Here is a 24,290-nt window from a genome sequence, read left to right as displayed (position 1 = left end):
CACGCCGCCGTCGCCGTGCTCCGCCCCGCTCGCCCAGGAGGTCACCCGTGAGCTCAGAACTGCATCCCGACCCCGTCATGACGGCGGCGACCGCGCCCGCACCGCTCGCGCTGCGCGAGCGGCCCGGCCGCTGGCTGGACGGCTACCGCCCCGAGGACCCCGCGTTCTGGGAGTCCACCGGCCGCCCGATCGCACGCACCAACCTCACGTGGTCCATCGTCGCGGAGTTCCTCGGCTTCGCCGTCTGGCAGCTCTGGGCCATCACCGTGGTCTTCCTGCCGGGCGCGGGCTTCACCTTCAGCGACTCCCAGATCTTCTGGCTGATCTCCATCCCCTCGCTCGTGGGCGCCACGCTGCGCATCCCGTACACCTTCATGGTGGGCCGGTTCGGCGGGCGGAACTGGACCATCGTCTCGGCCCTGCTGCTGCTGATCCCCACGGTGGGCCTGGCCCTGGCGGTCGGCAACCCGGACACCCCGTTCGAGGTGATGCTGCTGCTGGCCGCCTCCGCCGGCTTCGGCGGCGGCAACTTCGCCTCCTCGATGGCCAACATCACCTTCTTCTATCCCGTGCGGGAGAAGGGCTGGGCGCTCGGGCTCAACGCGGCCGGCGGCAACCTCGGCACGGCCGTGGCCCAGCTGGTCGTCCCGATCGCCGTCTCGCTCGTCGCCCTCGGCGCCACCGGCCTCTCGGTGGCCGGGTGGATCTGGGTGCCGTTCATCCTCTTCGCCGCCTGGGGCGCGAAGAAGTGCATGCACAACCTCTCCCACGCCAAGGGGGACGTCGCAGGGTCCCTGGCCACGGTCAAGGAGCCGCACTTCTGGATCATGTCCTTCCTCTACGTGGGCACGTTCGGCTCCTTCATCGGCTTCTCCAGCGTGTTCCCCAAGCTCATCGCCGACACCTTCCCCGAGTTCTCGTCCTTCAGCGTGGGCGCCGCGGCCCTGTCCCTCGCGTTCCTCGGCCCCCTGGTCGGCTCGGTCTCCCGCCCCTGGGGCGGCCGGCTCGCGGACCGCTTCGGCGGCGCCCCGATGACGGTCGCCGTGTTCGCGGTGATGGCGCTGCTCGCGCTCGCCGTGGTGCTCACCCTGCCCCTGGCGAACTTCTGGCTGTTCCTGGGCCTGTTCCTGCTGCTGTTCACGGCGGCGGGCATGGGCAACGGCTCCACGTACCGGATGATCCCCTCGATCTACCGGGTGCTGGGGCTGCGGCAGCAGCAGGACGTCGCGGTGTCCACCGAGCGCAGGGCCTCGGCGGCCCTCGGCCTGATCGGGGCGGTCGGCGCGTACGGCGGCTTCCTGATCCCGCAGGCGCTCAACCTCTCGAACAGCACCACCGGCGCCTACAGCGCCGCGTTCTACGGCTTCGTGGCGTTCTACCTCGTGGCCCTGGGCACGACCTGGTTCTGCTACCTGCGCAAGGGCACCCAGATGGGCGACAGCCACATCTGAGCCCGCGCCACCCCGTCCGGACGGCACCAGGAGGATCTCCCCGCATGAGCACGACGGCGACCCACTGCCCCTACTGCGCCCTGCAGTGCGCGATGACCCTGGACACGGAGTCGGACACCGCTGCCGAGCAGGGCTTCCCGGAGGTGCGGGGACGGCAGTTCCCGGTGAACCGGGGCGGGATGTGCCGCAAGGGCTGGACGTCGTCGGAGCTGCTGGCCCACCCGTCGCGGCTCACGGCGCCGCTGCTGCGCGGAGCGGACGGGGCCTTCCGGGAGGTCTCCTGGGAAACGGCCCTGGACCGGATGGCGGGGGAGTTCCGGGCCGCCCAGGAGCGCCACGGCCGGGACGGGGTGGGGATCTTCGGCGGCGGGGGCCTGACCAACGAGAAGGCCTACCAGCTGGGGAAGTTCGCGCGGGTGGCCCTGCGGACCTCGAGGATCGACTACAACGGCCGGTTCTGCATGTCCTCCGCGGCGGCCGCCGCGAACCGCTCGCTGGGGATGGACCGGGGCCTGCCGTTCCCGGTGACGGACCTCGACGACGCCCACACCGTGCTGCTGCTGGGCACCAACCCCGCCGAGACCATGCCGCCGTTCGTCCAGCACCTGCAGCACGCGCAGCGGCACGGCGGCCTCGTCGTCGTCGATCCCCGCCGCACCGCCACGGCGCGGATGACCGAGGACGGGGGCGGGCTGCACCTGCAGCCCACCCCCGGTTCGGACCTGGTCCTGCTGCTGGGGCTGGCCCACGTGGTCCTGCACGAGGGTCTCGCCGACCGGGAGTACCTCGAGCGGCGCACCACCGGGCTCGACTCCTTCCTGCCCAGCGTCAACGCGTGGTGGCCCGAGCGGGTCGAACAGGTCACCGGCGTCCCGGCGGAGCGGATCCGCCGGGCCGCCCGCCTCCTGGCCCGCGAGCGCAGGGGGACCTACGTCATCACCGGGCGCGGCGTCGAACAGCACGTCGACGGCACGGACACCGCCACGGCCGCGATCAACCTCGCCCTGCTCCTCGGCCTGCCCGGCGTCACCGGCTCCGGCTGGGGCACCCTCACCGGGCAGGGCAACGGACAGGGCGGGCGCGAGCACGGCCAGAAGGCGGACCAGCTGCCCGGCTACCGCACGATCACGGACCCCGCCGCCCGCGAGCACGTGGCCGGCGTGTGGGGCGTGGACCCCACGGACCTGCCCGGCGCGGGGATCCCGGCCGTGGAGCTGCTGACCACCCTGGGCACCGGGCACGGCGTGCGCTGCCTGTGGGTCAACGGCTCCAACGTGGTGATCGGCGCCCCGGACTCCGACGCCGTGTCCCGTGGCCTGCAGGCCCTGGACTTCCTCGTGGTCTGCGACTTCTTCTTCTCCGAGACCGCCGAGTTCGCCGACCTCGTCCTGCCCGTCCTGCAGTGGGCCGAGGAGGAGGGCACCATGACGAACCTCGAGGGCCGGGTGCTGCGCCGCCGCCGGGCGGTGGACCCGCCGCCCGGAGCCCGGGACGAGCTGTGGATCATGGCCGAGCTCGCCCGGCGGCTCGAGGCCCCCGGCACGTTCAGCCCCGAGCCGGAGGAGGTCTTCGAGGAGCTGCGCCGCGCCTCCGCCGGCGGGAAGGCCGACTACTCGGGCATCAGCTGGGCCGCCCTGGACGCCGATGAGGCCTGCTACTGGCCCTACCCCGCCGGCGGCTCCGCGGGCACGCCCCGGGCCTTCCTCGACCGCTTCGGCCACGAGGACGGCCGGGCCGTGCTGGTCCCCGTGCGCACGCGCGCCGCCGGCCGGGCCGTGGACCCGAGCCCGCGAGGGCACCGCCGGGAGCCCCTGCACCGGGCGGGGACCCTGACCCTCGTGACGGGCCGGTACCTGGAGCACTACCAGTCCGGGAACCAGACCCGGCGCGTGCACTCGCTGCACGAGGCCCGGCCCGAGTCGATGATGCAGATCCACCCCGCGACGGCGGCCTCCCTCGGCATCCGCGACGGTGCCGCGGTGGAGCTCACGAGCGCCCGCAGCCAGGCCGTGGCCCTCGCCCGGCTGACCACGGACATCCGTCCCGACACCGTGTTCCTGCCCTTCCACTACGCCGGGAACCAGACCGCCAACAAGCTTGTGTCCTCGGACGCCGTGGACCCGATCTCGTCCATGCCCGAGTTCAAGGCCGGCTCCGTGACCGTCCGGGCGATCGACCCCGAGGAGACGACCCGATGACCGTGCACCGTCCCACCCGTGCCCACGGCACCCCGATGCGGCCCGGCGAGCACGTGGTCGTGATCGGCTTCGGCCCCGTGGCCGCGCGGTTCGTCGACGACGTCGCCGACCTCGCCGCCGCGGGCACGATCCGGCTGACCGTGATCGGCGGGGAGCTCGACCCCGCCTACAACCGGGTGCTCGTGGGCGAGCACGCGATGGGCCGCACCGAGTTCGCCGTGATGGGCCTGGCCGACCCGGAGTCGCTGTCGCAGTCCGGGATCGACGTCCTGCTCGGCACGGAGGTGACCCGGATCGATCGCTCCCGCCGTGTCCTGCACCTCACGGGCGGACCGACGGGGGAGGCTCGTGAGCTCGGCTACGACCGCCTGGTCCTCGCCACCGGCGCCCGCCCCAACCTGCCCGTGCTGCGCGGGATCAATCCCGATCCCCGTGCCTACGAGCACCTCCCGGCCGGCGTCACGGCCCTGCGGGACCTGTGCGACGCCCGGGCCGTGCGTGAAGTCGTCGACCGGCGGGGCCGCGTGGTGGTCCTGGGAGGCGGCGTCCTCGGGCTCGAGGCCGCGCTCGCCGCGAGCGAGGTCGGATGCCCCGTGACCGTGGTCCACCACGCCCCGTGGGTGATGACCCGCTCCCTCGACGCGGCCGGTGGTGCGCTGCTGGGCCGCGCGCTCGCGGACGCTGGCGTGGGGGTGGTGTCCGGGACCCAGGCGCGGGAGGTGCTCCTGGACGAGGACCGGCGCTTCCGCGGTCTCCTCCTGGAGGACGGCCGCGAGGTCCCCGGCGAGCTGCTGCTGCTCTCGATCGGGGTCACGGCCCGCACCGAGCTCGCCGAGGGCGCCGGTCTGCGCACCGCTCGAGGAGTGGTGGTCAACCACGAGCTCGAGGCCGACGTGGAGCAGCGGGTGTTCGCGATCGGGGACTGCGCCGAGGTGCTGTGCAAGGACCCGTCCTGCCAGGTCTGCCCGGGCCGGGAGGGCGTGGGACCGTCCGGGCTCGTCGGTCCCGGCTGGCGGCAGGCGGAGTGGCTGGCCGCCCGGTTCCACGCCGAGCTCGAGGCCGTGGCCGACGGCGGCACGGCGGTGCTCGCGCCGCTGACCAGCGGGCCCGCCGGCGCGGTGCGGCTCAAGGCGCACCAGGTGGAGCTCGCGGCCGCCGGGGCGGTCGGCGGGCTGCCGTGGGAGTTCCGGCCGGACGGCGGGTCCGTGGTGCAGTGGGCGGACGGTGGGGCCGGGACCTACGCGAAGCTCGTGCTCGGCCCGGACCGGACGCTGGAGGGCTACATCGTGCTCGGCCTGCCCCGCTCCGCGGCGGGCATCGGGCTGCTGTACGACCGCGGCGAAGCGGTGCCCGAGGACCCGAGCGTCCTGCTGCGCCTCGACGGGCCCGACGCCGGGAGCGGGGAGAGCCAGATGACCCCGGAGTCGACGGTCTGCCACTGCGCGGGCGTCACGATGGGCCGGATCACGGACGTCGTCGAGGAGGGCGCCGCGACGGTCGAGGAGGTCAGCTGCGCCACGCGGGCCTCCACCGGCTGCGGCGGCTGCAAGGCCGCGGTGGCCCGGATCATCGAGGTCCACCGCGGCGTGGCCGTGTGACGACCCCGGGCCTCCTGCCGTCAGGCGCTTTGCAGGACCGTAACCGGCAGCCACCCGCACCGAAACATCCCGACCACAGACTGGCGGCGTGCAGCGCACACCGGCGAAAGGATTCCCCGTGACCTCCAAGAACCTCTTCCTGCAGGGCATCTACCCGTTCGAGGGCGTCGGGCTGGACGCGCCGGCCACGATCTCCGAGGACCTCGCGCACGACGTCCCGGACGGTGTGGTCAACCAGCCCCTGTACTTCCGGGGCGGCAACACGTGCTCCGAGCTCGTCACCGTCGTCCTCCTGCGCGACGGGAAGCCCATGCGCTGGTTCCCGATGGCCGCCAAGGGCAACGTGAACGTCCCCCTGCGCGTCGTGGAGGACATCGACGGCGGGTCCCGCATCGAGCTCGGGCTTCTCGCGCCGGTCGGCGTCAGCGGATGCGTGGTTGTGGACCTGGGGATGGTGGAGCACTGATGAGCAGCACACTCGAGCGGGCGGTCCCCGCGGACGGACGCCCTGGAGCACGCCGGCGCCTGGTGGTGATCGGCAACGGCATGGCCGGGGCCCGCGCCGTCGAGGAGATCCTCGAGCGCGGTGGCGCCGCACAGTTCGACATCACCATGTTCGGCGACGAGCCGTACGGCAACTACAACCGGATCATGCTCAGCCACGTCCTTTCCGGCGAGGAGGACGACGCGGACATCTTCCTGAACTCCATGCTCTGGTACGAGGAGAACGAGATCACCCTGCATGCGGGGGTCCGGGCCGAGCGCATCGACCGGTTCGCGAAGGAGGTCCACTCCGACGACGGGCAGGTGACGCCCTACGACGTGCTGATCATCGCCACCGGCAGCCGGGCCTTCATGCCGCCCATCGACGGGCTGCACACCGAGGACGGCTCGCTCCTGCCCGGCGTCTTCGCCTTCCGCACCATTGACGACACGCGCGAGATGGTCTCCTACGCCCAGCACGAGCACCACCGGAAGGCCGTGGTGATCGGCGGCGGCCTGCTCGGTCTCGAGGCGGCGCGCGGACTGCAGGCCTACGGCCTGCAGGTCGAGGTCGTGCACTCGGGCGGACACCTCATGAACGCCCAGATGGGCCCCGAGGCGGGGGCGATCCTGCGGCGCAGCGTCGAGTCGCTGGGTATCGGGGTCCACCTGAACAGCCGCACCACCCACGTCCTCGGCACCGACAAGGTGCAGGGGGTCCGCCTCAAGGGCGCGCCGGACCTCGCCTGCCACCTGGTCGTCGTGACGGCCGGCATCCGGCCGAACGTCGACGTCGCCGTCGCCAGCGGCCTGCCGGTGGAGCGGGCCATCGTCGTCGACGACCAGCTGCGGGTCCTCGACGAGGAGGGCATGGACGTGGACGGCATCTACGCCGTGGGCGAGTGCGTCCAGCACCGCGGCCAGGTGTACGGTCTCGTCGCGCCGCTGTGGGAGCAGGCCGGGGTGCTGGCCGACCAGGTGACCGGCCGGAACCCCTCGGCGGCGTACCACGGCTCGCGGACCGCGACCAAGCTCAAGGTGGCCGGGGTCGACGTCGCGTCGATGGGCGTGCAGGGCCCGGAGCGGGACACGGACGAGCACGTCATGTTCTCCGAGCCCCGCCGCGGCGTCTACAAGTCCGTGGTGATCCGGGACGAGAAGATCATCGGCGCCACGCTGCTCGGGGACAGCCGGAAGGTCGCCTTCCTGACCCAGGCCTTCGACCGCGGGCTGCCGCTGCCCGAGGAGCGCACGTCCCTGCTCTTCGACCTCGGCGGCCCCACCGAGGAGGTTGGCGTCGCGGAGCTCGACGACGACGCCCAGGTCTGCAACTGCAACGGCGTCAGCAAGAAGGACCTCGTGGACGCGGTCGAGGGCGGCTGCACCACGGTGGCCGGCGCCATGGACGCGACCCGCGCCGGGAAGGGCTGCGGTTCGTGCAAGCTGATGGTCGGGCAGGTGGTCGAGTGGGCGGCCGGCGGCGCCGTCGAGGAGGACCCGGCGGCGAACTGGTACGTGCCCGGCATCCCCATGGACAAGCCGACCCTGATGGCGGCCATCCGCGAGCAGGGTCTGCGCTCCGTGTCGGAGGTCTTCGCCGCGCTGGTCCCGGACCGGGCCGACGACGCGAAGTCCAAGATGGGTCTCGCCTCCCTCATGAAAATGATGCTGGCCGACGAGTACGTCGACGAGCGCGACGCCCGGTTCATCAACGACCGGGTGCACGCCAACATCCAGCGGGACGGCACCTTTTCCGTGGTCCCGCAGATGAAGGGCGGCGTGACGTCCGTGCACCAGCTGCGCCGGATCGCGGACGTCGCGGAGAAGCACGACATCCCGATGATCAAGCTGACCGGCGGTCAGCGGATCGACCTGCTCGGCGTGCCCAAGGAGGACCTGCCGAAGGTGTGGGCGGACCTCGACATGCCGTCCGGCTACGCGTACGGCAAGAGCTTCCGCACGGTCAAGACCTGCGTGGGCAAGGAGTTCTGCCGCTTCGGCACGGGCGACTCTACGACGCTGGGCATCGAGATCGAGGAGCGGTTCCAGGGCATCGAGTCCCCGGCCAAGATGAAGCTGGCCGTGTCCGGCTGTCCCCGCAACTGCGCGGAGTCACTGGTCAAGGACGTCGGGGTGGTGGCCGTCGAGGGCGGGCGCTGGGAAATCTACGTGGGCGGGGCCGCCGGGGCGCACATCCGCAAGGGCGACCTCCTGGCCACGGTGGACCACCCGGAGCAGGTCAAGCTGCTGGCCGGGCGGTTCATGCAGTACTACCGGGAGAACGCCAACTGGCTGGAGCGCACATACTCCTTCGTCCCGCGGGTGGGGCTGGAGCACATCCGTGCGGTGGTCGTGGACGACGCCGAAGGGATCGGCGAGCGGCTCGACGCGGCCATGCAGGCCTCGATCGACGAGTACAGCGACCCCTGGGTGGAGCGCGACGACCCGTTCACCCCGGGACAGTTCCGCACCTCGCTGCCGCTCGAGGTCCGCCCGCAGGTGCCGGTCCGATGAGCGCCCAGCCGGACAGTGTCAGGCCGGGCCCCGCCGGGGCCGCCGGCACCCGGGAGCACGTCCTGGGGCCGCTGGAGCAGATCCCGCACGGCGAGGGCCGGGCCTTCGCCGTGGACGGCGAGCAGATCGCCGTGTTCCGGCTGCGGGACGGGACGCTGCGGGCGCTGTCCGCGATCTGCCCCCACCGGGGCGGGCCGATCGCGGACGGGCAGATCGACCGGCGCGTGGTGATGTGCCCCCTGCACCACAACACCTTCGAGCTGGACACCGGGTGCTCGACGACCGGCGAGGACCCGCTGCGCAGCTACCGGGTCCTGGCCGATGCCGTGCAGAACATCGTCCTGCACACGGACTGACGGGCGCCCGACCCGGCGACCGCCGGAGGACCACCGCTGCGGTGCGCGCTCCCGCACAAGGGTGGACGCCGTCACCGTCCCGTTCCGGTTGGCCGGTGCGGCCCGGGGTGCGAAGATGGTCGCGCCCGCCGCCCGACGCCGCGGGCCGGCCCCGACGAAGAGGACGACCATCCATGAGGGAGCGCCCCACCGAGAACCGGCCCCCGGCGGCCGGGACCCGCAGCGCCGCACCACGTGCGTCGAGACGCCTGGTGGGTCTCGACGCCGCCCGCGGACTCGCGCTCGTGGCCATCATGTGCGTGCACATCCTGCCCATGTCCTACACCGCCACGGGCAGGCCCACGGTGACGTGGATCCTGTTCCCCGGTGACTCCCCGGCCCTGTTCGCCCTGCTGGCCGGCGCGGGGCTGGCACTCACCTCCGGCGGCCGCCGCCCGTTCCGGGGCCGCGAGATGACGGCCGCCCGGGCCGGCATCGCGGTCCGCGCGCTGCTTCTCCTGGTGCTCGGGCTGCTCATCGGCCACCTCATGCCGCCGGAGCCCCCGGCGGTCAACATCCTGATCTACTTCGCCGCGTACTTCGTGCTCGCCCTGCCGGTCCTGGGGTTCGGTCCCCGGGCCCTGTTCCTCGGCGCGGCCGTCGCCCTGGTGGCCGGCCCGCTGCTGCTCCACGTCGCGGGGGACTGGATGCCGGAGTTCTCCTCGTACAACCCGACCTTCGTCACCCTGGTCACCGAACCGCTCGCGGTGCTCGGGCAGCTGCTCCTGACGGGGACCTACCCCGCCCTGCCGTACCTGGCCTACCTGCTGGCGGGCCTGGCCATCGGCCGGCTCAACCTCCGCCGCCGCGACGTCCAGGTCCGGCTGGTCGTGGTGGGCGCGGCGCTCGCGGTCACCGCGAAGCTCGTCTCGCGGCAGCTGCTCTACGCCGGGGACGTCTACACGCGGCTGCTGTTCAGCGACCCGGACCTCACCGCGGCGCAGCTCGAGAGCGTGCTGATCTACGGTCCCGAGGGGAGGCTGCCGACGACCTCGCCGTGGTGGCTCGTGCTCACCACGCCGGACGTCAACACGCCGTTCTCCGTGGCGTGGAGCCTCGGGGTGAGCCTGGCCGTCGTCGGGACGTGCCTGCTCCTCGCCCGCCGGCACAGCGCGTGGCTGCTGCCCGTGACGGCGCTGGGGGCGATGAGCCTCACCCTGTACACGGCGCACCTCGTCCTCCTGTCCTTCGAGGTGTTCCACACCGCCCCGATGCTCTGGCTGGTCGCGAGCCTGGTGCTCTCCGTGCTGTTCGCCCTCGCCTGGCAGCGGGCCTTCGGGAGGGGCCCGCTGGAGCGGGCGATGAACGCGGTGGTCCGGCCGGTCCGCCGGGCCGTGGCTCAGCGGTCCAGCCGGTAACCGCGCTTGATCACGGTGGCGACCAGGGGAGCGGGCAGGATCCTGCGCAGCCGGGAGATCACCATCTCCAGGGCGTGCTCGGTCTCGAGGCCGGGCACCGCGGACAGCAGCAGCCCCCGCGAGACCACCGCCCCGGGGTGCGCCGCGAGCGCCCGCAGCACCGCGACCTGGGCGTCGGAGAGCGGGACGAACGCGCCGTCCAGAGCGGCGCCGGTGCTCATCAGCCGCAGCGTCCCGTGCCGGGTGGGCACCACCAGGGTGCGCTCCTCGACGGCGTGGGTGCACACCGCCCGGACCAGGGCGCCGAGCCGGAAGCGCTCCGGGACGAGCGGCTCCACCCCGACCTCCAGCAGGGGCCCGGCGCACACGGGTCCCACCGCGGCGGCCGTGACATCCGTGCGCAGGGCATCCACGAGGTCGTCGTAGCAGCCCAGCTCCTGGGCGGTGCTGAACAGGGAGTCCACGGCCGGGGCGGCGGTGAACGTCAGCACGTCCAGGCGGCGTCCGCACACATCGCGGATCAGGGCGGGCAGGCGCTCGCCGTCGTCGGCGGACAGCCACCGGTAGGGGGAGACCGTGTCCACCTGCGCCCCGGCGGCCACCAGGCGCTCCAGCTGGAGCCGGTCCGTCAGCCCGTGCAGCTGGACGGCCACGCGGGCGCCGGTCACCCCGTCGGCCAGGAGCCGGTCGACCACCGAGGAGGTCCGCTCGTCCTCGGAGACCTCCGCGTCCTCGAGCTCGAGGGAGAGCACCTGGCCCCGGGCCTTCGCCCCGCGAGTGAGGACCCGTGCGGCCCGGAAGGCGTCCCGCAGGTCCTCACCGAGGCCCGCGGCGTCGGCGGCCTCGAACCACCGGCGCAGCCCGTAGGCCGTGGTCACCACGACGATCTCGGGCCGGTGGGCGAGCAGCGTGCGGGTGTCCTCGACCACCCGGGTGTCCTCGGCCACGGGCGAGATCATCAGGGCGGGCGCGTGCACCACCTGCGCGCCGCGGCGCTCCAGGGCGGCGATGAAGTCCGTGGCGCGGCGGTGGGCCGTCACGCCGACGCGGAACCCGGTCAGTTCGCCGAGCCCGCCGGGCGTGCCGAGCTCACCGGGTGCGGGGGCGGTGGGGGCGGCGGTCATGCTCCGAGCGTAGGTCGGTCCTGTGACCACGGTGTTTCCCCGTGTTTCCGTTTCTGCACCATCTGCCTCAGCACGGCGGATGTCCCGCTGACGTGCACGGTGGGCCTCGCAGGCCTTCATGGAATCTTGAGGTCCGCTCAACGGGAGCGCCAGGTGCAGCAGAGATCCTGAGTCCGGAACGGTCCCGGAGTGCTGGGACCTCGGATGCGGCTCGGGTCCGGACCCTGGGAGTGCCGGGGCGGGTCCGGGAGGTCGGGGGAACCATGAGTTGGACGTCCAGGACGGAGAGCTTCGCCCCGGCCGACGCGACCGGCGGTGCCGGCAGGTCCCCGAGGTGGTGGGCGGGCATCGACGCGGCCCGCGGGCTGGCGCTGGTCGGGCTGATGTCGGTGCAGATCCTGCCCGACCACGACCCCGGGACCCAGGCACCGACCTGGACGAACCTCATCTTCTCGGAGGCGTCGGCGGTACTGTTCACGCTGCTGGCCGGGGTGGGACTGGCGCTCGGTTCCGGAGGGCGGTTTCCGCACCGGGGCAGATGGCTGGCTGCCGATCGGGTGGGGGTGGCCGTGCGGGCGGTGCTGATCGCCGTGGTGGGTCTGGGGATCGGGGCGCTGATGCCCGAGGACGCCCCGGCCGACAACATCCTGATCTACTGCGGGGTGTTCTTCGTGCTGGCCATCCCGTTCCTGCACCTGTCCGCGACGGCGTTGTTCGCCTGCGCGGCGGTCTTCTGGATGGTGGGTCCGCTGCTGATGCCGGCCTTGACGGACGTCCTCCCGGCACACTCCTCCTCCCACCTCTCGTGGGCCGACGTGGTGGACGAGCCGGGTGGGACGGTCTCCCAGCTGCTGGTGACCGGCACCTACCCAGCCCTGTCGTACATGACCTGCCTGCTGGTCGGGCTGGGGGTGGGGCGGGTGCAGCTGCGCGACACGGGGATCCAGGTCCGTCTGCTGGCGGTGGGGGCGGGACTGGTCGTCCTCGCCCGGACCGCCGACATCTTCGGGCCCTACGCCTTCGGCGGGCACGGCCGGGTGCTGACGACCAGCGGGACGGGCGCGGACGAGCTGGAGGTGCTGGTGAGGGGCCCGGACTCGTGGCCCACCGGCACCGCTCGGTGGCTTGCGGTCACCACCCCGCCCACCGACACCGTGTGGGCGATCGCCGCCGGCCTGGGCGTGGCCCTGCTGGTGCTGGGGAGCTTCATGCTGGTCTCCCGGACGTCCGGGGGGTGGGTGCTGCGGCTGTCGGCCATGGGTGCGATGGCCCTGAGCCTGTACACCGCCCACCTGGTGGCGCTCTCCTGCGAGGTCCGGTACGACCTCCCCGTCATCGGGTTCGTCATCCACCTGGGGGCGGCGGTCCTGTTCGCCGTCGGCTGGCAACGAGCACTGGGCCAGGGGCCGTTGGAGCGGGTTCTCAGCGCCGGCGGGGACGCCACCCGCCGCACCGTGCTCCAGTGGCACCAACGGACGTGAACCCCGGTGCTGCGGCCCCCTCCGGCCCGGTTCCCTCCGGGAACGCGATCCGGGCCCGGGCGCATCCCGCCGGCGGTCCCGGGCCGGATCAGGACCCGGGGGCCGCGGCGCCCTCGCGCACCGGGATGCGCGGGCCGGTCAGCAGCACGGGGCCGTCGCCGGCCTCGGCGGCGGCGCGCTCGGCGTCGGTCGCGGGGCGGCGCTGACCGCGCTCCAGCACGTAGTCCTGGGAGTCGTCCGGGGCGGCGTCGTTGACGAAGGAGCGGAAGCGGCGCAGCCGCTCGGGGTCCTTCAGCGTCGCGGCCCACTCGTCCTCGTAGCGGTCCACGTGCCGGGCCATCGCGGCCTCGAGCTCCTCGCCGATGCCCAGGGAGTCCTCGACGACGACGGCGCGCGCGTGGTCGATCCCGCCGTCGAGCTCCTCCTGCCACCGGGCCGTGCGCTGCATCCGGTCCGCGGTGCGGATGTAATACATGAGGTATCGGTCGATGTACCGGACCAGGGTCTCGTCGTCCAGGCCCTGGGCCAGCAGCTGGGCGTGGGCCGGGTTCGCGCCGCCGTTGCCGCCGGTGTAGAGGTTCCAGCCGTCGGTCGTGGAGATGATGCCCACGTCCTTGCCGCGGGCCTCGGCGCACTCGCGGGCGCACCCGGAGACGCCCATCTTGAACTTGTGGGGGGAGCGCAGCCCCCGGTAGCGCAGCTCCAGCCGCACGGCCATGCCCACGGAATCCTGCACCCCGTAGCGGCACCACGTGGAGCCCACGCAGGACTTCACGTTGCGCAGCGCCTTGCCGTAGGCCTGACCGGACTCGAAGCCTGCGTCCACGAGCTCCCGCCAGATCTCCGGCAGCTGCTCGAGCCGGGCCCCGAACATGTCCACGCGCAGGGCCCCGGTGATCTTGGTGTAGAGCCCGTACCTGCGGGCCACCTCGCCGAGCACGATGAGCTTCTCCGGGGTGATCTCCCCGGCCGGGACGCGCGGGACCACGGAGTACGTGCCGTCCTTCTGCATGTTGGCCAGCGCCCGGTCGTTGGTGTCCTGCAGGGCGCCCCGGCCGGCGTCGAGCACGTACTCGTCGCGCTGCGAGGCGAGCACGGAGGCGACCACGGGCTTGCAGATGTCACAGCCCAGCCCGGTGCCGAAGCGGGCGACCACCTCGTCCCACGAGGACAGGTCGAGGGCGCGCACGGCCTCGAAGAGCTCGGCGCGGGAGAGCTCGAAGTGCTCGCACAGCGCCCTGGAGACCTCCACGCCGGCCTTCGCCAGCTCCAGGTCCAGGGTCTTCTTGAGCATCGGCAGGCAGGACCCGCACTGCGTGCCGGCCCGGGAGCACGTCTTGAGCTCGCCGATCTCGTGCACGCCGCAGGAGATCTGCTCCCGCACGGCCCCGGTCGTCACGTTGTTGCAGGAGCAGATGACGGCGTCGTCGGGAAGGTCCTCGGCGGGGGCGTCCGCGCCGGAGGCGGAGAGGTAGGCGCCGGGCTCGCCCGGCAGCTCGCGGCCCAGCAGCGGGCGCAGCGCGTTGTACGGCTCGGCGTCGCCCACGAACACCCCGCCCAGCAAGGTCCTCGCGTCCTGGGTCACCACGACCTTCTGGTACATCCCGCGGGCGGGGTCCGCGTAGACGACCTCGAGGCAGTCCTCGGTCTCGCCGTAGGCGTCGCCGAAGGACGCCACGTCCACCCCGGAGAGCTTGAGCTTGGTCGCGGTGTCGAAGCCGTCGAACGTGGAGCGCCCGCCCGCCAGCCGGTCCGCGACGATCTCCGCCATGGTGTTCGCAGGAGCCACGAGCCCGAGGCACTCCCCGTTCCAGGAGGCGACCTCCCCGATGGCCCACACGCGCTCGGCGGAGGTGCGGCACGCCTCGTCGATGACCACGCCGCCGCGCGGGGCGGTCTCCACGCCAGCGTTGAAGGCCAGCCGGTCCCGGGCCCGGATGCCGGTGGCCACGATGACCAGGTCCGCCTCGAGGTCGGCGGAGTCCCGGAACTCGACGGCGCACACCTCGCCGTCGGACTTGCGCAGCCCCACGCCGGAGGGCCGCTCGCCCAGGTGCAGGCGCACGCCGCGCGCGGCGATGAGGGCGTTGAGGGAGCGGCCGGCGCCCTCGTCGAGCTGGGCGTTCATCAGCCACTTGCGGGAGTGCACCACCGTGGCCTCCGCGCCGAGCTCCTGGAGCCCGCCCGCGGCCTCGAGGCCCAGCAGGCCGCCGCCGATGACCACGCCGCGCGGGGTGCGCCCGTAGAGCGAGCGCAGCCGCTCGACCTCGGCGCGGATGCCCGCGACGTCGTCGAGGGTGCGGTAGACGAACGCGTGGTGGGCGCCGGGGACGTCCAGGCGGGCGGCGTCGGAGCCGGTGGCCAGGACGAGCTCGTCGTAGCCGGTCACGGTCCCGTCCGCCGCGGTGACCGTGCGGGCCGCGGGGTCGATCTCCCGGGCCTTCACGCCCAGGCGGAGATCCACCCGAGGGTCCTGCCACACGGTGCCCCCGCCCAGGGTCAGGTCGACGGCGCCGGCGGGGCCCGTCAGCGCCTTGGACAGCTGGACGCGGTCGTAGGGGACCCACGGCTCGTCGGCGAACACGGTCAGGCGCACGTGGTGGTCCTCCGCGGACAGCACCGCCTCCGCGAACCGGTGGGCGGCGGGGCCGCCGCCGACCACGACGACGTGCTGGGGGGACTGCGAGGAGAAGGGGGAGCGCGGCACGGGGACCTCCGGGAGCTGGCGGGCGGCTGGGGCGTTGCCCCCGACTCTAGGAAGACGGGATTGCCCTGCCGTTGCCCCGCCGTTCCGGTCGCTTTTCGCTTCCCTCACCGGTGCCCCGGCCCCGTGTGAGCGAGCTTTGACCGGCGCGAAACCGCCCCGGAGCACGCGTGACACCGGCCGCGCCTAACGTCGAGCACGACGTTCCCCCGAGCCGCAGGAGGCCCCCATGACGACGACCCTCACCACGACCACGATCTCGGCGGACACCCCCATCCCGGCGGCCGGCAGGGCGTGGCACGACGTGTGCGCCCTGGCGGACCTCGAGCCCCTGTGGGGCGAGGCCGCCCGGGTGGCGGGCCGCCAGGTGGCCCTGTACCGGGTGGACGCCACCACGGTGCTCGCGGCCGACCACCGCGACCCCCGGACCGGGGCCTGTGTCATGGCCCGCGGCATCCTCGGCTCCCGCGGCCCGGCCGTCACGGTCGCCTCGCCGCTGCACAAGGAGGTGTACGACCTCGCGACCGGGCGGTGCCTCACCGGGGACGGCCCCGCGCTGCCGGTGCACCCGGCCGAGGTGCGCGACGGCCGGGTGCTCGTCGGCCTTCCCCGCTGACGGCACGTCGTCGGCGTTCTCCCAGGAGCCCGTCCGTAAGATGACCGGGTGACACGACAACACCCTCGGCGCGGTCCCCGGTGGCCGTGGTCCTGGCTGCCGCACCGGCACCGCCACCGCGGCGAGACGTCCCGGCGTGCACGGCGACGGCTGCGCCTGCTCGGGGCGGGTGCCCTGGCGCTGGTGCTCCTGCTCGTCGCGACCGTGTCCCTCCTGCTCGGCCGGGACGAGGAGACCCCGGAGGCCGAGGCCCCCGAGACCGTCTCCTGCGCCCGCTACGGTCTCGACGGCGTCCGCGTGACGGCACGCGGGCCCGGTGGGCCCACGGACGGGACCGTGCTGGACGCCCGCGTGTTCGGCCCCGGGGCGGAGCGGCAGGACCGCTTCCAGCTCGACCACGAGCACGACGGGATCACCAGCTCCTACCACGTCTTCGCCGAGGGCCTGGACTGGGACCGGCCGGTGGGCGTCGTGTACCACTTCCACGGGGACGGCGCCTTCGAGTACGAGAGCCCCCAGTACACCGCCTCCTGCCTGGCGGAGGTCGCGCGCGAGCACAACATGCTGCTGGTGGTCCCGCGGACCCCCGACCGTGCGGGGGAGATCACCTGGTGGGAGGAGCGGGACCTCAACGCGCGGTGGTTCCTGGCGCTCGTCGAGGAGCGCCTCGAGCCCGAGTACGACATCGACCGCTCCCGCACCTGGCTGACCGGGTACTCGGGCGGGGCCCAGTTCATCAGCCAGAAGCTGCTGGCGGACCACATCGACCTCGTGCCGGGCGGTGGCGCGATCATGATGGGCGGCGGACAGGCCCCGGACTCGCCCGCCGCGGAGCCCACCCGTGAGCAGCTCCAGGACCTGCGACTGCGCTGGGACGTGGGCACGGAGGACGACGGGGACGACCCGCAGGCACGTTTCGACGCCCTGTCCGCGGCGTGGAACGGGTACCGGTGGTACGAGGAGCAGGGTTTCGAGCGCGCTCGGATCCGGTACCGGGACGGCGTGGACCACTTCGGGCTGCCGTACGCCCGCATCCTCGAACGCGCCCTGGACGCCGCGGCGGAGGACTCCCAGGACGAGTCCTAGGCCGATGCCCGGCACGAATCCCGGGTCGGAGGCCTGCCGGGCGTTTGCTCTAGTAAGCTGGAGCGTGCACCAGTGCTCCGCGCGGCGGTCGACCACGACGCCCGGGCGGGCACCGGGTGCCGTACCGGGGGTGCGGACGGGGCCGACCTCGGCGCGGGTGCACTGAACGACCGATTCCTGGGGGAACCACATGTCCGAAGAACGCACACCGCCGTCCGGGACGGCCACCGCCACCGGGGCCGTGACCGGAGGACCGGGACAGGACGTCGCCGAAGTCACCCGGCCGACCCGGCGCCTCATCGGTGTGGACGCCGCCCGGGGTCTGGCCCTGTTCGGCATGGTCGCCGTGCACACGCTTCCCTCGTGGGACGAGCGGACCGGCGAGGCGAACCTGTCCTGGACCCTGTTCGCGGGCCACTCGGCCGCGCTGTTCGCCACGCTCGCCGGCGTGAGCCTGGCCTTCTCCTCGGGCGGGCGCACGCCCCGGACGGGCCGGCGGATGACGGCTTCCCGGTGGGCGCTGGCAGGGCGGGCGGGGCTGATCGCGCTGGTCGGCTTCCTCCTGGGCTTCCTCGAGCTGCCGGTGAGCAACATCCTCATCTACTACGGGATGCTCTTCCTGCTGGCCGTGCCCTTCCTGCGTCTGCGGACGCGGTCCCTCCTGCTGTGCGCCGCGCTGTTCGCGCTCGTCGCACCCTTCCTCATGCAGTGGTCCGTCGACGTGCTGCCCGGTCTCGAGTACGAGAACCCCAGCCTCGTCGACCTGGTCGTCGACCCGGGCACCGTCCTGTCGCAGCTGCTGCTGACCGGCGTCTACCCCGCTCTGCCCTGGATGGCGTTCCTGCTGGCCGGCCTGGCCGTGGGCCGCACCGACCTCACGAGCCGGAAGGTGCAGACGCTGCTCGCGGCGGTCGGGGCCGCCGTCGCGCTGCTCGTGTGGTCGGCCTCCGTCATCGCGCTGCGAGTGCTCGGCGGCTACGAGGCGATCGCCCGGGGCACGCCGTGGATGGACGAGTCGGAGATCGACGAGGTGATGGTCTTCGGCGGGGACCCCGCACTGCCGACCGACACCCTGTGGTGGCTGCTCATCCCGACGCCGCACTCGAACACTCCGGTCTTCCTGGCGCTCAACGTGGGCCTGGCGCTGTCCGTCCTCGGCATCTGTCTGCTGCTGGAGCGCGTGGCCGGCCGGGTCCTCGCGCCCATCGCCGCGGCGGGCGCGATGACGTTCACGCTCTACACGGCCCACCTGCTGATCCTCTGGCCGGAGTACTACGATCTCGCGCCCTCCGTCTGGACCTGTGGGCAGATCGTGGGGTTCACGGTGTTCGCCCTGCTGTGGAAGCGTGCCCTGGGCCAGGGCCCGCTGGAGAAGGTGGTCACCCGCTCCACCGGGGCCATCTCGCGGCGGGTCATGGCCCGGGGCGGGGACGAGGCGCGGCCGCCGGCCCCCTGGTCCGCACCGCGCGGACGGGGCCGGCCGTAGCAGCCGACGACGTCGGAGGCCCCGCACGGTCAGGACCGCGCCGCTGCCGCAGTCGTCTGCGGCGTCAGAGCCCCAGCGCCGCCTCGAGCTCGGCGCGGATCCGCCCGAGCCGCTCCCGCGCCTCGGCGCGGGCGGCGGGCAGCGCAGCACGGCCGGCCACCGGGGCGACCACCTCGAGGTAGCACTTGAGCTTCGGCTCCGTCCCGGACGGGCGAACGATCACCCGGGTGCCGTCCGCGGTGAGCAGGCGCAGGCCCTTGGTGGGCGGCAGCCCGGTCCCCGGGGCGGCGAGGTCCGCGACCTCGACGACCTCCGAGCCGCCCAGCGCCGCCGGAGGAGCGTCCCGCAGGGCGGCCGCCATGACCGGGATGCGGCCCAGGTCCACCACCCGGATGCTCAGCTGGTCGGTCGCGTACAGCCCGTGGGCCACGGCGAGGTCGTCCAGCACGTCCAGCAGGGTCCGTCCCTGCGCGCGCAGCTCGTCGGCGAGCACCGCCACCGCCACGGCCGCGCTGATCCCGTCCTTGTCCTTGACCACCTCCGGCGCCACGCAGTAGCCCAGCGCCTCCTCGTAGCCGAACGCGAGTCCGGGGACGCGGGCGATCCATTTGAAACCGGTCAGCGTCTCCTGGTGCGCGATCCCCGCCGCGGCTGCGATCCGCCCCAGCAGGCGCGAGGAGACGATGGAGTTCGCGAACACGGCCCCGGCGCGGTCCGCGCACCGGCCCGCCGCGGCGTGGCCGAGCAGCGCGCCGACCTCGTCGCCGCGCAGCATCCGCCAGTCCTGCGCGGTACCCCCGGCGTCGCCCCCGGCTCCGGGCACCGGGACGGCCACGGCCACCCGGTCCGCATCGGGGTCGTTGGCCAGGACGAGGTCGGCGCCCACGGCGCGGGCGGTGGCCAGGGCCAGGTCCAGGGCCCCGGGCTCCTCGGGGTTGGGGAACGCGACGGTGGGGAAGTCCGGGTCCGGCTCCGCCTGCTCCGGGACCACGTGCACGTCGGCGAGACCGGCCCGCCGCAGGGCCTCCGTCGTCGTGCGCCCGCCCACCCCGTGCAACGGGGTGAGGACGATCCGCAGGCTCCGCTCGGCGCCCGCGGCCGCGGGGACGACGGCGTCGAGGTAGTCCTGCTCGACGTCGGCGGGCAGGACGGTCCACCCGTCCTGCGACCGGGGGATGTCCGCGACGGGGCCGACGGCCGCGATCCGCTCGGCGATCATCCGGTCGTGCGGGGCCACGATCTGGCAGCCGCGGGCCTCCGGCTCCACGGCCCGGCCGCCGAGGTAGACCTTGTAGCCGTTGTCCGCCGGCGGGTTGTGGCTGGCCGTGACCATGACGCCCACCTCGGCCTCGTGGGCCCGGACCGCCCAGGCGAGGACGGGGGTGGGCAGCGGGGCGGGCATCAGCAGCGTCTCGATGCCGGCGGCCGTGAACACCGCGGCAGTGTCCCGGGCGAAGACGGCGGAGCCGTGCCGGGCGTCGTAGCCGACCACCGCGCGGGGGCGCCGGGCGGAGCCCGCGGTGTCCTCCGCCGGGGTCTGCACGGCCAGGACGTGGGCGGCCAGACCCGCGGCGGCGCGCAGCACCACCACCCGGTTCATCCGCATCGGTCCGGCGCCCAGGGCCGCCCGCAGCCCGGCGGTGCCGAACTGGAGGGTGCCCGAGAAGCGGTCGGCCAGCTCCGCCCGCGCGGCGGAGTCGCCGGTGGCGGCCGCCTCGACGAGGGCTTCCAGCTCGGCGCGGGTGACGGGGTCCGGGTCGGCGGCCCCCCACGCGCGCGCGGCGTCGAGCAGCTGCGGCTCGGGGCGGGAGTCGGTGGTCATGGCGCGGTCTCCTGGGGGTGTCCGGTGCGCCGGGGTGCCGGGCCGGGATCCCGTCCCGGCCCGGGGCCGGTCAGAGCTGGGCGACGATGCGGGCGAGCAGTCCGGAGATCCGGGCGCCCGCGGCCCGTCCGGCCTCGAGGACCTCCTCGTGGGATAGCGGGGTCGCGGAGATCCCGGCCGCCTGGTTGGTGACGAGGGAGATCCCGAAGACCTCCATCCCCGCGTGCCGGGCGGCGATGGCCTCCAGGGCGGTGGACATCCCGACGAGGTCGGCGCCCAGCACCCCGGCCATCCGCACCTCGGCCGGCGTCTCGTAGTGCGGGCCGGGGAACTGCGCGTAGACCCCCTCGTCGAGGGTGGGGTCCACCCCGCGGGCCAGCTCCCGCAGCCGCGGGGAGTACAGATCGGTGAGGTCCACGAACGTGGCGCCCTCGAGCGGGGACCGGCCCGTGAGGTTGAGGTGATCGCTGATGAGCACCGGGGTGCCGGGGCCCCAGGACGGGTCCAGCCCGCCGCAGCCGTTGGTGAGGATCATGGTGCGTGCCCCCGCGGCGGCCGCGGTGCGCACGCCGTGGACCACGGGGCGCACGCCCCGGCCCTCGTAGTAGTGGGTGCGGGCGCCGATCACCAGCGCGTGCCGGCCCGCGGCGGTGCGCACGGAGCGCAGCGTGCCGACGTGGCCCTCGAGGGCGGGGGGGCTGAACCCGGGGATCTCCGCGGCCGGGATCTCGGCGACGGTCTCGCCGATCAGCTCGGCGGCCTGGCCCCAGCCGGAGCCGAGGGTCAGGGCGATCTCGTGCGTGTCGACCCCGGTGGCCCGGCGGAGGGCGTCCGCGGCCTCCTGGGCCAGCTCGAAGGGGTCGGCCCGGTCGGCGCTGTGCTCTGTGTCCACCCGCCCCAAGCTACCGCATGGTCAGCCGTCGGGGTGGTGGCGAACCCCGTCGTCGGACACCTCTGCAAGAATGGCCGGGTGACTGCACACAGCGAATTCTCCATCCAGAAGCTCGTCATCATCGGGGGCGGTCCCGGCGGCTACGAGGCCGCCCTGGTCGCCGCCAGCCTCGGGGCGGACGTGACCATCGTCGAGCGCCAGGGCCTGGGCGGCTCCGCGGTCCTGACGGACGTGGTGCCCTCCAAGACGCTCATCGCCTCCGCCGACGCGATGACCCGCTTCGCCGAGGCCGCGGACCTGGGGGTGCACGTGCGCGGGGGCAGCAAGGACGGCGACGAGATCAACGACCTCGCCGTGGACCTGGAGAAGGTCAACACCCGCCTCCTGCGCCTCGCGGCCACCCAGTCCCGGGACATCAGGCGGGGGCTCGAGCGGGTGGGGGTGCGCGTGATCGCGGGCACCGGCCGGCTGCTCAGCCCCACCAGCGTGCAGGTCACCACCGACGACGGGCTGGAGTACACCCTGGACGCGCAGGCCGTGCTGCTCGCCGTCGGGGCCTATCCGCGAGAGCTGCCCTCCGCGAAGCCGGACGGGGAGCGGATCTTCAACTGGAAGCAGGTCTACCACCTCACCGAGGTCCCCGAGCACATGATCGTGGTCGGCTCCGGCGTCACCGGCGCCGAGTTCGCCTCGGCCTACCGGGGCCTCGGGGCGGAGGTCACCCTGATCTCCTCCCGGGACCAGGTGCTGCCCGGCGAGGACCAGGACGCGGCGGCCGTCCTCGAGAACGTCTTCGAGCGCCGCGGCATGAACGTGCTCAACCGCTCCCGCGCCGACTCCGTCGAGCGCACCGACAACGGGGTGGTCGCCACGCTCTCCGACGGGCGCAAGATCGCCGGCTCGCACTGCCTCGTCGCCGTCGGCGCGATCCCGGCCACCGACGACCTCGGCCTCGAGGAGGTCGGGGTGGCCCGCGCCGAGTCCGGGCACATCAGGGTCGACGGCGTCTCCCGCACCACCGTGCCGGGGATCTACGCCGTGGGCGACTGCACGGGCGTGCTCCCGCTCGCCTCGGTGGCGGCCATGCAGGGCCGGATCGCCGTGGCGCACCTCATGGGCGACGCCGTCAAGCCGCTGCGCACCCACCTGGTGGCCTCCAACATCTTCACCTCGCCGGAGATCGCGTCCGTGGGCGTGAGCGAGAAGGCCATCGAGGACGGCACCTACCAGGCGGACACCATCATGCTGAAGCTGTCCACCAATCCGCGCGCCAAGATGATGGCGGTCGAGGACGGCTTCGTGAAGATCTTCTCCCGCAAGGGCTCCGGCACGGTGATCGGCGGCGTGGTGGTGGGCCCCCGCGCGTCCGAGCTGATCTTCCCCATCTCCCTGGCCGTCACGCACAAGCTGCACGTCGACGACCTCGCCGACACCTTCACGATCTACCCGTCCCTCACGGGCTCGATCTCGGAGGCGGCACGGCGCCTGCACGTGCACGTCTGAGTCCTCCGAGCACGCGGACGGCCGCATCCCGGAAGGGGATGCGGCCGTTGGCGTGCGGTGCCGAGGAGACGGGTCAGCGGCGGGTGACGACGTTCTCCATGTCGACGTCCTTGGTCTCCGGGGAGAACCAGAGCGCCACGAGGGTCAGCACGGCGCCGAACGCCAGGTAGAGCCCCACGGAGCCCACGCCGTAGTTCGCGTTGAGCGTGACGGCGACGTACGGGGTGATGGCGGCGCCGAGGATCGAGGCCGTGTTGTACGCGACGCCGGAGCCGGTGTAGCGCACGTTCGTGGGGAACAGCTCGGGCAGGATCGCGGACATCGAGCCGAAGGTCAGGCCCATCAGGGTCATGCCCACCGTGAGGAAGAACAGCACGCGGGCCGTGCTGACGTCCTCCCCGGTCCCGACCGCGGCCGGGTCCATGAGCAGCCCGAAGCTCAGCCCGAAGAGCAGGATCACCGAGGTGATCACCAGCTGCGAGCTGCGCCGGCCGAAGCGGTCGGCGACCCATCCGGAGACGGGCACCATCGCGGCGAACAGGAGCACGGCCAGCAGCTGCAGCACCAGGAAGTCCCGGTAGGGGATGCCGAGGCCGCCGTTGGCCGGGCTGCCGATGCCGTAGGAGAGGATCCACGCGGTCATCAGGTAGAAGAGCATGTAGGTGGCCAGCATGATGAACGTGCCCTGGATCATCTGCAGCCACGAGCCGCGGAACGCCTCGACGAGCGGGGTCTGGACCTTCTCGCCCTGGTCCAGGGCCTTCTGGAAGACCGGGGTCTCCTCGAGCTTGAACCGCACGTACAGACCGACGACCACCATGAGCACAGAGGCGAGGAAGGGCACGCGCCAGCCCCACGTGAGGAACGGGTGGTCGGCGCCCTGCTCGGCGACCGAGACGAAGCCCATCACGACGGTCAGCAGCAGGAAGAAGCCGTTGGCCAGGATGAAGCCGAACGGGGCGCCGAGCTGCGGCCACATGGCGGCGCGCGCCCGCTTGCCCTCCTCCGCGTACTCGGTGGCCAGCAGGGCCGCGCCGGACCACTCGCCGCCCAGGCCCAGGCCCTGGCAGAAGCGCAGGATCGTCAGGATGAGCGGGGCCCAGATGCCGATCGAGTAGTAGGTGGGCAGCAGGCCGATGAGGAACGTGGCGACGCCCATGGTCAGCAGGGCGCCGATCAGGGTGGCCTTGCGGCCGATCCGGTCGCCGAAGTGCCCGAAGATCACGGAGCCGATCGGGCGGGCCACGAAGGCCGCGGCGAAGGTCGCCATGGAGGCCAGCAGCTTGGCCGTCTCGTCCTCGCCCGTGAAGAACAGGGCGGGGAACACGGCCACGGCCGCGGTGGCGTAGACGTAGAAGTCGTAGAACTCGATCGTCGTGCCCACGAGGGAGGCCAGGATCACCCGGCTGCGGGGCACGCGGTCGGACAGGGGGAGCGAGGGGGAGGACGCGCCGGTGGCGTCCTGCCCGGTCACCGAAGAGGACATGGGGAAACCTCGGTCGTAGCAGTGGGCGGGGACAAGATCCCGATAGTACGCCGGGCCATCCGCATGGCGGGTGGCCCGTCTCACATCCTGGAA

At 73.3% G+C, this 24,290-nt stretch carries 17 protein-coding genes; 12 read left to right on the top strand and 5 right to left on the bottom strand.

Annotated elements, in window-relative coordinates; genetic code table 11:
- Window positions 1-77 precede the first annotated feature (77 nt).
- The 7 genes from ACFYE3_RS12125 to ACFYE3_RS12095 all read left to right on the top strand — a co-directional run bounded on the left by ACFYE3_RS12125 (window position 78) and on the right by ACFYE3_RS12095 (window position 9,997).
- Complete coding sequence (locus tag ACFYE3_RS12125; protein ID WP_387609560.1) at window positions 78-1,451, top strand: MFS transporter; 1,374 nt, start codon at window positions 78-80, stop codon at window positions 1,449-1,451.
- Between the two features lie 44 nt (window positions 1,452-1,495).
- Window positions 1,496-3,649: a molybdopterin oxidoreductase family protein gene (locus ACFYE3_RS12120; protein WP_387609432.1), complete on the top strand. Its 2,154-nt coding sequence runs from the start codon at window positions 1,496-1,498 to the stop codon at window positions 3,647-3,649.
- A complete protein-coding gene (locus ACFYE3_RS12115) occupies window positions 3,646-5,247 on the top strand; it encodes an FAD-dependent oxidoreductase (protein ID WP_387609430.1) in 1,602 nt (533 codons plus the stop codon). The genes ACFYE3_RS12120 and ACFYE3_RS12115 overlap by 4 nt, the downstream gene beginning before the upstream one ends.
- Before the next feature lie 118 nt (window positions 5,248-5,365).
- Complete coding sequence (locus ACFYE3_RS12110; RefSeq protein ID WP_387609427.1) at window positions 5,366-5,713, top strand: molybdopterin oxidoreductase; 348 nt, start codon at window positions 5,366-5,368, stop codon at window positions 5,711-5,713.
- The gene (gene nirB, locus ACFYE3_RS12105) at window positions 5,713-8,244 is read left to right on the top strand and encodes a nitrite reductase large subunit NirB (RefSeq protein ID WP_387609424.1); all 2,532 of its coding nucleotides are present in this window, start codon (window positions 5,713-5,715) and stop codon (window positions 8,242-8,244) included. Before ACFYE3_RS12110 ends, nirB (ACFYE3_RS12105) begins: the two co-directional genes overlap by 1 nt.
- The gene (locus ACFYE3_RS12100; RefSeq protein WP_387609421.1) at window positions 8,241-8,600 is read left to right on the top strand and encodes a Rieske (2Fe-2S) protein; all 360 of its coding nucleotides are present in this window, start codon (window positions 8,241-8,243) and stop codon (window positions 8,598-8,600) included. Before nirB (ACFYE3_RS12105) ends, ACFYE3_RS12100 begins: the two co-directional genes overlap by 4 nt.
- Window positions 8,601-8,773: 173 nt before the next feature.
- On the top strand, window positions 8,774-9,997 hold the full coding sequence (locus ACFYE3_RS12095; RefSeq protein WP_387609419.1) for a heparan-alpha-glucosaminide N-acetyltransferase domain-containing protein: 1,224 nt from the start codon (window positions 8,774-8,776) through the stop codon (window positions 9,995-9,997).
- Here the strand turns inward: ACFYE3_RS12095 and ACFYE3_RS12090 are convergent.
- The gene (locus ACFYE3_RS12090; protein ID WP_387609416.1) at window positions 9,979-11,121 is read right to left on the bottom strand and encodes a uroporphyrinogen-III synthase; all 1,143 of its coding nucleotides are present in this window, start codon (window positions 11,119-11,121) and stop codon (window positions 9,979-9,981) included. The two genes, ACFYE3_RS12095 and ACFYE3_RS12090, sit on opposite strands and share 19 nt — an antisense overlap.
- 263 nt (window positions 11,122-11,384) lie before the next feature.
- On the opposite strand from ACFYE3_RS12090, the gene ACFYE3_RS12085 reads away from it, so the two are divergent.
- Entirely contained in the window at window positions 11,385-12,602 is a 1,218-nt protein-coding gene (locus ACFYE3_RS12085; RefSeq protein WP_387609414.1) for a heparan-alpha-glucosaminide N-acetyltransferase domain-containing protein, read from the top strand.
- Between the two features lie 88 nt (window positions 12,603-12,690).
- On the opposite strand, the gene nirB (ACFYE3_RS12080) is transcribed toward ACFYE3_RS12085, so the two are convergent.
- Window positions 12,691-15,309, bottom strand: a complete 2,619-nt coding sequence (gene nirB / locus ACFYE3_RS12080; RefSeq protein WP_387609412.1) for a nitrite reductase large subunit NirB — start codon at window positions 15,307-15,309, stop codon at window positions 12,691-12,693.
- Window positions 15,310-15,535: 226 nt separating this feature from the next.
- Between nirB (ACFYE3_RS12080) and nirD the strand changes: the two genes are divergently transcribed.
- The 3 genes from nirD (at window position 15,536) to ACFYE3_RS12065 (ending at window position 18,494) form a co-directional block, all read left to right on the top strand.
- The gene (gene nirD / locus ACFYE3_RS12075; protein WP_387609410.1) at window positions 15,536-15,922 is read left to right on the top strand and encodes a nitrite reductase small subunit NirD; all 387 of its coding nucleotides are present in this window, start codon (window positions 15,536-15,538) and stop codon (window positions 15,920-15,922) included.
- Between the two features lie 48 nt (window positions 15,923-15,970).
- A complete protein-coding gene (locus tag ACFYE3_RS12070) occupies window positions 15,971-17,008 on the top strand; it encodes a hypothetical protein (protein ID WP_387609408.1) in 1,038 nt (345 codons plus the stop codon).
- Between the two features lie 190 nt (window positions 17,009-17,198).
- Complete coding sequence (locus tag ACFYE3_RS12065; protein WP_387609406.1) at window positions 17,199-18,494, top strand: heparan-alpha-glucosaminide N-acetyltransferase domain-containing protein; 1,296 nt, start codon at window positions 17,199-17,201, stop codon at window positions 18,492-18,494.
- A gap of 64 nt (window positions 18,495-18,558) precedes the next feature.
- On the opposite strand, the gene ACFYE3_RS12060 is transcribed toward ACFYE3_RS12065, so the two are convergent.
- Window positions 18,559-20,316, bottom strand: a complete 1,758-nt coding sequence (locus ACFYE3_RS12060; protein WP_387609404.1) for a phospho-sugar mutase — start codon at window positions 20,314-20,316, stop codon at window positions 18,559-18,561.
- A gap of 70 nt (window positions 20,317-20,386) precedes the next feature.
- A complete protein-coding gene (locus ACFYE3_RS12055; protein WP_387609402.1) occupies window positions 20,387-21,208 on the bottom strand; it encodes a purine-nucleoside phosphorylase in 822 nt (273 codons plus the stop codon).
- A gap of 78 nt (window positions 21,209-21,286) precedes the next feature.
- Here ACFYE3_RS12055 and ACFYE3_RS12050 point away from each other — a divergent pair, with 78 nt between their 5' ends.
- Entirely contained in the window at window positions 21,287-22,711 is a 1,425-nt protein-coding gene (locus ACFYE3_RS12050; RefSeq protein ID WP_387609400.1) for an NAD(P)H-quinone dehydrogenase, read from the top strand.
- Window positions 22,712-22,784: 73 nt separating this feature from the next.
- On the opposite strand, the gene ACFYE3_RS12045 is transcribed toward ACFYE3_RS12050, so the two are convergent.
- Window positions 22,785-24,197 carry an MFS transporter gene (locus tag ACFYE3_RS12045; RefSeq protein WP_387609398.1) on the bottom strand — a complete coding sequence of 471 codons (1,413 nt, stop codon included), beginning with the start codon at window positions 24,195-24,197 and terminating at the stop codon, window positions 22,785-22,787.
- Window positions 24,198-24,290: the final 93 nt, after the last annotated feature.

The sequence above is a fragment of the Kocuria arenosa genome (assembly GCF_042879215.1).
GTDB classification, from domain to species: Bacteria; Actinomycetota; Actinomycetes; order Actinomycetales; family Micrococcaceae; genus Kocuria; species Kocuria arenosa.
The sequence above is the reverse complement of the archived record's forward strand: the minus strand, read 5'-3'. Positions and strand labels throughout refer to the sequence as shown.

What these genes read in the sequence shown, in the direction of transcription:
- ACFYE3_RS12125 (WP_387609560.1), top strand. Translation starts at nt 78, where the DNA reads ATGACGGCGGCGACCGCGCCCGCACCGCTCGCGCTGCGCGAGCGGCCC.
- ACFYE3_RS12120 (WP_387609432.1), top strand. Translation starts at nt 1,496, where the DNA reads ATGAGCACGACGGCGACCCACTGCCCCTACTGCGCCCTGCAGTGCGCG.
- ACFYE3_RS12115 (WP_387609430.1), top strand. Translation starts at nt 3,646, where the DNA reads ATGACCGTGCACCGTCCCACCCGTGCCCACGGCACCCCGATGCGGCCC.
- nirB (WP_387609424.1), top strand. Translation starts at nt 5,713, where the DNA reads ATGAGCAGCACACTCGAGCGGGCGGTCCCCGCGGACGGACGCCCTGGA.
- ACFYE3_RS12100 (WP_387609421.1), top strand. Translation starts at nt 8,241, where the DNA reads ATGAGCGCCCAGCCGGACAGTGTCAGGCCGGGCCCCGCCGGGGCCGCC.
- ACFYE3_RS12095 (WP_387609419.1), top strand. Translation starts at nt 8,774, where the DNA reads ATGAGGGAGCGCCCCACCGAGAACCGGCCCCCGGCGGCCGGGACCCGC.
- ACFYE3_RS12090 (WP_387609416.1), bottom strand. Translation starts at nt 11,121, where the DNA reads ATGACCGCCGCCCCCACCGCCCCCGCACCCGGTGAGCTCGGCACGCCC.
- ACFYE3_RS12085 (WP_387609414.1), top strand. Translation starts at nt 11,385, where the DNA reads ATGAGTTGGACGTCCAGGACGGAGAGCTTCGCCCCGGCCGACGCGACC.
- nirD (WP_387609410.1), top strand. Translation starts at nt 15,536, where the DNA reads ATGACGACGACCCTCACCACGACCACGATCTCGGCGGACACCCCCATC.
- ACFYE3_RS12065 (WP_387609406.1), top strand. Translation starts at nt 17,199, where the DNA reads ATGTCCGAAGAACGCACACCGCCGTCCGGGACGGCCACCGCCACCGGG.
- ACFYE3_RS12060 (WP_387609404.1), bottom strand. Translation starts at nt 20,316, where the DNA reads ATGACCACCGACTCCCGCCCCGAGCCGCAGCTGCTCGACGCCGCGCGC.
- ACFYE3_RS12045 (WP_387609398.1), bottom strand. Translation starts at nt 24,197, where the DNA reads ATGTCCTCTTCGGTGACCGGGCAGGACGCCACCGGCGCGTCCTCCCCC.